Annotated in this window: 5 protein-coding genes; 1 reads left to right on the top strand and 4 read right to left on the bottom strand. The window is 48.9% G+C overall.

Translation table 11 applies throughout. The annotated features are described in order from the left end of the window. A partial coding sequence (locus HPY74_19385; protein ID NSW92773.1) for a glucosaminidase domain-containing protein occupies nucleotides 1–1,911 on the bottom strand: 1,911 nt, incomplete at its 3' end. A gap of 197 nt (nucleotides 1,912–2,108) precedes the next feature. Here HPY74_19385 and HPY74_19380 point away from each other — a divergent pair. Next, nucleotides 2,109–2,579, top strand: a complete 471-nt coding sequence (locus HPY74_19380) for an MBL fold metallo-hydrolase (GenBank protein NSW92772.1) — start codon at nucleotides 2,109–2,111, stop codon at nucleotides 2,577–2,579. Here the strand turns inward: HPY74_19380 and HPY74_19375 are convergent. The 3 genes from HPY74_19375 to HPY74_19365 form a co-directional block, all read right to left on the bottom strand. After that, complete coding sequence (locus tag HPY74_19375; GenBank protein ID NSW92771.1) at nucleotides 2,566–3,315, bottom strand: hypothetical protein; 750 nt, start codon at nucleotides 3,313–3,315, stop codon at nucleotides 2,566–2,568. The two genes, HPY74_19380 and HPY74_19375, sit on opposite strands and share 14 nt — an antisense overlap. Beyond that, a complete protein-coding gene (locus HPY74_19370) occupies nucleotides 3,312–4,415 on the bottom strand; it encodes an ABC transporter substrate-binding protein (protein ID NSW92770.1) in 1,104 nt (367 codons plus the stop codon). The genes HPY74_19375 and HPY74_19370 overlap by 4 nt, the downstream gene beginning before the upstream one ends. A 365-nt stretch (nucleotides 4,416–4,780) precedes the next feature. After that, nucleotides 4,781–5,497: a tyrosine-type recombinase/integrase gene (locus HPY74_19365; GenBank protein ID NSW92769.1), complete on the bottom strand. Its 717-nt coding sequence runs from the start codon at nucleotides 5,495–5,497 to the stop codon at nucleotides 4,781–4,783. Between the last annotated feature and the right edge of the window lie 125 nt (nucleotides 5,498–5,622).

Raw genomic sequence — 5,622 nt, 5'->3', positions numbered from 1 at the left:
CACACCGCTGTAAGCCCGGAAATTCGCGTCAACACGGAAGGTTTGCCCGTTATACTCTTCCCAGGTGTTGGAGACTACCGAACCGGCAGGCCCCGTACCCTTTATGCCGAACAGGTTGTATGAAAATTTTCCCGTATATTTATCTACCGGAACGCTTTGGCCCCAGCCTGTTTCCAGGATGGCCTGGGCTGTCTGCAGCGCCGCGGACATGCCTGTTTTCTGCCATGACTGGCTCGCTAAACCGGATGCCAGGTCCAGGAATGCACTTTTTTCGACTACCGGCTTGGCTGAGTAGATGGTGCCAAGATACACCTTGAATGCGATGGCTTCGCTGGTAATTTTTTCTCCTGAAGCTAAAGTGCCTTCTGCCTGCATCTTCCATTCTCCATCGTCTCCCTGAACCGGTGTCCAGGTATATTCAGCGCCGGCATCCTTCCCCCCAGCAATAACCCTTCTTGCTCCTGTTTTGGGGTTGACCAGGATGTACTGGATGCTGTCTAAAGCAACGTTGCTTGAGGCTGTCAGCTTCAACGGACCGGTCACTACCTGCTGGGGACCCACACCTCCCAAAATCAATTTTGGAGCGCCCGTTAGCTTGACACTAACGCTGCTGCTTGTATGGGTAACACCGGAGGTATCCTTGACCCGGACCAGGAGTTCTCTGGTTCCTGTCAGCTCCGGACCAGGAAACCACCGGTAGCTTGTGTATCCGACCTGGGCCAGGACCTCTTCCTTCCCTGTCTGCGGGTCTTTGATCACATATTCGGTCTGGCTGACCTGGAAGTTCCGGAAAACCGACAGCGTGACCGGCTTCTCCACCGTGCTGCCTGCGCTAACCCCTCTCAACTCCAGCTTCCGTGCCGCGTCAACCTTAACGGTAACAGCCTCGCCGGCATAGGCCTGTCCTGCATGGTCATAGGCTATCACCTTGAAGGAAACGTTCCCGTTATCCTCCAGCATCGGTGCCCATTTGTACACACCCTGAGGGTCCGACTCTTCAGTTACAAAGACCTTGCCTTTGTCCTGGTTTACAACCTCATATTTGACGTAAGCAGCCACGAAATTCAGATCGGCTCCCAGCGAAACAGTATCCCCTACCACCTGTCCCTGGACCAGTCCGGTTAACGATACCCTGGGAACCACCGCTACCTGAACCGGAACGGCGTCGCCGGCCAGGAAACGCCCATCCCCGTTATAGACGGCAGCCACAAGAACCCGCTGTCCGCTCTCCTGCAAGTCCGGCAGCCAGCGGTATTTGGCGGTCATACCGCTTCCCCTGGCAACAACCGTTCCCCGTCCTGTCTCAGGATTGATGAGCAAAAACTTAATCTCTGCAGCGCCGGCCGGAACCGATCCCGGAAAGGATGCCTGCAAATCCGTAGTCTCCGTTATCACCTGCCCGGGCTGAACGGATGATATCTTCATGTCGAAGAAGGGTGTAATACTCGCGGCCTGGGCGGAATCGATATATACCGTCCTGCTCGCATCCTCCCATCTTATAGCCACCCCTAAAGCGTTGCTGACCAAACGCAGGGGCACGAAAGTACGGTCCTCGATGATTTGCGGAGGTACATCGCTTAAATTGAAAACTCTCTCTCCCGTGTTATACTCCACCAGATGGCTGTCAATCCGCAAAAGCACCGAACGGTTGCCTCTCACAATACGTACGGTCCTGTTCTGCTCGTTCCACTCCACCTGTGCACCCAGTTTTTCTGAAACAAGGCGCACCGGCACCATCGTCCTGCTGTTCTGGATTACCGGCTGCGGTGAAGTTTCAATGCTCTCACCGTCTATCACCAGCTTGATATCGCCGGCAGCCACCTGCGGGGGTGCGTTCAACTGAAAAAAGGCAAGTGCCAGCACAAATACGACAATCAAACGCCAACTGTAGCTTTTGAATCTTGTATACATTTCTTCGACGCCCCTTTACCTTTTGTTTTGGATGTAAAACGCGACAATTACTCTTTTTGTTTGACGTGCTTGGCAGGAGAAAGTTCCATGGTAATATTGTAACATGTTCAGAATCTTGCCTCAATATTCGACAGGGGCCGACTCTCAATCTGCGGCATTGTTTTAGCATATGATTCCAAAAAACCCCTTGACATTATATGCTAAAAAATGTGAACCACATAGGGAACGCCGCTTCACTACAGCAGCATACCGGCGCCAGGCTGTGGGCGTCAAAGGAGGATATACCATACATATACGGGGAGGCAGAGCGTCACGGGATCAAAAAGTTCTTAGGGCCTGTTATGAAGATTAAAAAGCCTGAAGGCATAGAGGCCTATGCCAAAGGGTTGAAAATCGGAGACATAGAGGTGATCCCGACCCCCGGACATACCCCGGGACACGTATGCCTGCTTTATAACGATATTTTGTTTGCCGGGGACCTGGCAGCCTATATGGGGGGAAGGTTAAAGCCCCTGCCCGCCTTCATGAACTGGGATATGAGCGCCTTGAAGGATCCGATAAGGATGCTGAACGCTTTCCCGTTCCGGTGGATATGCCCGGCCCACGGAAAACCGGTGGAGAGGGACGGCAAATGGGAACATCTTTATAGAAAGTCTAGTACTTCTTGATCTTCGTTTTAGGAAGTGTTTGCCATTTTGCTTCGCCGGAGGAAACGCTTCCTATCCTTTCAACCAATAAGACAATTTTCCCTTCCAAAAGCACGCCCTTAACCTTTTCCCCCAGCAGGATTTTCTCATCCTCCCCCAGTGTTCCACCGTTTTCCTCCCTTATCTCCTGAATATTTGTCCGGCATAGGATTTCCTTTACCGTTACCACTTCATTTTGGCACTCAATAAAATACTTGCCCTTAATGCGTCCGTCATTGCCGCTAAGCCTTAAACCCGCCCCGGCCAGGGCCCCTATTACTCCTCCTCCCGTGCCGCCGTGCTCGCTGAGATGGACGCCCAATCTTTCCGCCGTTTCATACGCGTCTTTTTTTGTAAGGACGGTTTCCTTTGCTTTTTTCCCGAACTGAATAAGCTCTTCTTTGTTTTCCAGAGAATCCGGTACCACAATGCATAATCCCGGATCCGACCCTGCGGCGCTTTGCTCTTTCAAATAGGTTTTGCAGAACTCACCTATGTTTGCCAAGTCCTCGCTTTGTAACACATCCACCTCAAAGCACATGGCGCTGTTGTGGGATGTATAGGGTATGTCGTTGTGAACATAAAGCTGATGCCTGGATATGAATTTGGGGATTCCCCATTGGTTTTTCAATATTTCATCTGAAATATTGAGGGCATGGGCCCCCGTGCCTTTGCTCTCAAGATTATCGGTATCGTCAATACATATCAGTATTCTCAACTCTGCACCTCCCCCTTCGGCTTCCTGAGGCCTTCGCCGCTCAAAATCTGCTGTATCATCTCCGGTGAAAGCTCATAGTCAAAGAACTCTTTATAGAAATATTCCACTTCCCTTTCCATGTCAATATGTTCAAACCTCTCCGGATAAACCGTCTTTGCCGTCCACAGGATGGCCAGCGGCGTTTCAACCGAACCCGGATGACCCCAGCGGGATATTCCCTGGGGCAGCTGATATACCCTATTATCCCTTACAGCCTTGATCCCCGACCACTGGGGGTTGCCCAGAATATACGCCATTGCGGTCTTTTCATTCGCTATTATAACGTCAGGATCCCACAGCAAGACCTGTTCCAGCGAAGCATAATAGTCGTTATTCACCAGATTTAACTGTTCATTAACCGATACGTTGACCACTCCCGCAGCCTTTGACCAGTCGGCGGGCAATGCGTCCCTATGGATCGTCCGAAGCGCCTGGTTTTCCGAATGGTACAGCCTTGCTCTTTCATTTTCAGGGATGCTGCCCACAACATCATTGACCTCCTTGATGATTCTGTTGTAATAGTCGTTGAACTCCTGGGCTTCCTTTGACCGGCCTATTGCTTCCCCTATAATGGATATGGCCTGCTGCTGTTCCTGTATGTTTGTGTAATCAACTACAATATAGGGTAACTTTGACTTATCCAGCTGCTCCAGCTCTTTTTCATCCTTTGCCGTATCCCCTCTGATGATAACGATATCGGGCTTTTGCTTCAACAGCTCCTCAATATTTATTCTCCCGGATAATCTGGGAACCGCCGCCTCCCTGATCTGTGGGACTATGTCCATCAGCATCACATCCCTTTGCAAGCCGTCGGGGACTGCAACGATATCCTCTCCCCTGCCCAGCAGGCTTACGGCATAGGCCGCAAAGGAATACAGGCAGGCAATCCTTTCAACTTTGTCCGGGATTAAAACCTCCCTGTTGAAGCTGTCCTTGATATAAAAGCCCGATACATCCTCATGGCCGCCGGATGCTTCCTGCGGTTCGGCCTGCCCGCAGCCCGTCAATATAAGCGATACGAGCATCAAGATAACGATCAGCCTGCCATCAAAACTTTTCATTTAAACTCCCCCTTTACGATCCATAGGTTTTGATGGGAAGGATCTGCCTCAGTTCACCTTCCTCCCATTCATGGGAAATCAATTTGGACTTTATTTTAAAGATGTTATACATATTGTGCTCGGTCAAAACCTCTGCCGGTTTGCCCTGCGCAAAGAACATCCTGTCGTTCATCAAAGCGATCCGTGACCTGATATTGGAGTTCTCAAAATAAAAGGCATGATTTGGGAAATGGGTCGCCATTATCAAAACTATGCCGAATTCGGCATAGCGTCGACTATACCGAAAAATATACTATGCCGAGAAACTTACATTTCTGCCTGAAAATAAGCATTTCCCGCTTTCCTTCTCGGCATAGTGTTTTGCTTTAATCAAACCTATATAGCATTTCACTGATATCTTTGTTTTTCCAAATAGGCGATTCTTCTATTGCTTCAGGGGTTGTTTTTTTAATGGCTTCGCGAATCATATCTACCGTTGCGAAAGCATAGAAGCTTGATGTGGTTGATAGATTTTCATGCCCTAGCATTTCCATTATGATGGTGAGAGGCATTCCCTGCTGGTATAAATTCATAGCTCTTGTTTTTCGAATCAAATGACAATGAACATGCTGCGGGATTTGCTGGCAGACAGACCTTGCCTGATTCGCATAACCGCCGAGTATTAGATTTATCGAATCGGTAGATAAGGAATGTGGTTTTCCGTCTCTTATCGAAAAGAACAACGGAGCATCATAGGTGCCCGAATGCGGATGGAATTCCTGAAGATATTGGTTAATGTGCTCTACAGTTTTCTCCATCAATGGGACATTTCGGCTCTTGTTGCCTTTGCCATTGAGGGTTACAAAGGGCGACTTGATATTAACAATGTGAAGATCACGCAGGGTGATGTCCACCAGTTCTTGAGCTCTGGCAGCTGTATCATACAACATGATGAGCATCATACGATTGCGTCTCCCTTTTTTTGTATCTGTTTTGGGGGTCTTCAGTAAGACTTGAATTGCCTCATTCGTCATATCTAAGTTTGATTTCACTGCACGAACTAAATTTTTATGATTTGATTGTACCTTGACAACTTCATGCAATAACCATTATTAGGAAAATACCAAGGATAATTTACAATTATGAGCCGGTTTTTGCTTCAAATTTACTCTATTTATGCCTGTTTCCTTGGTTCTTTCATCCCTTTCAGCTAAAAATGGGCGCACTT

The sequence above is a fragment of the Bacillota bacterium genome, from assembly GCA_013314855.1.
In the GTDB taxonomy this organism is placed as follows: Bacteria; Bacillota; Clostridia; order Acetivibrionales; family DUMC01; genus Ch48.
The sequence above is the reverse complement of the archived record's forward strand: the minus strand, read 5'-3'. Positions and strand labels throughout refer to the sequence as shown.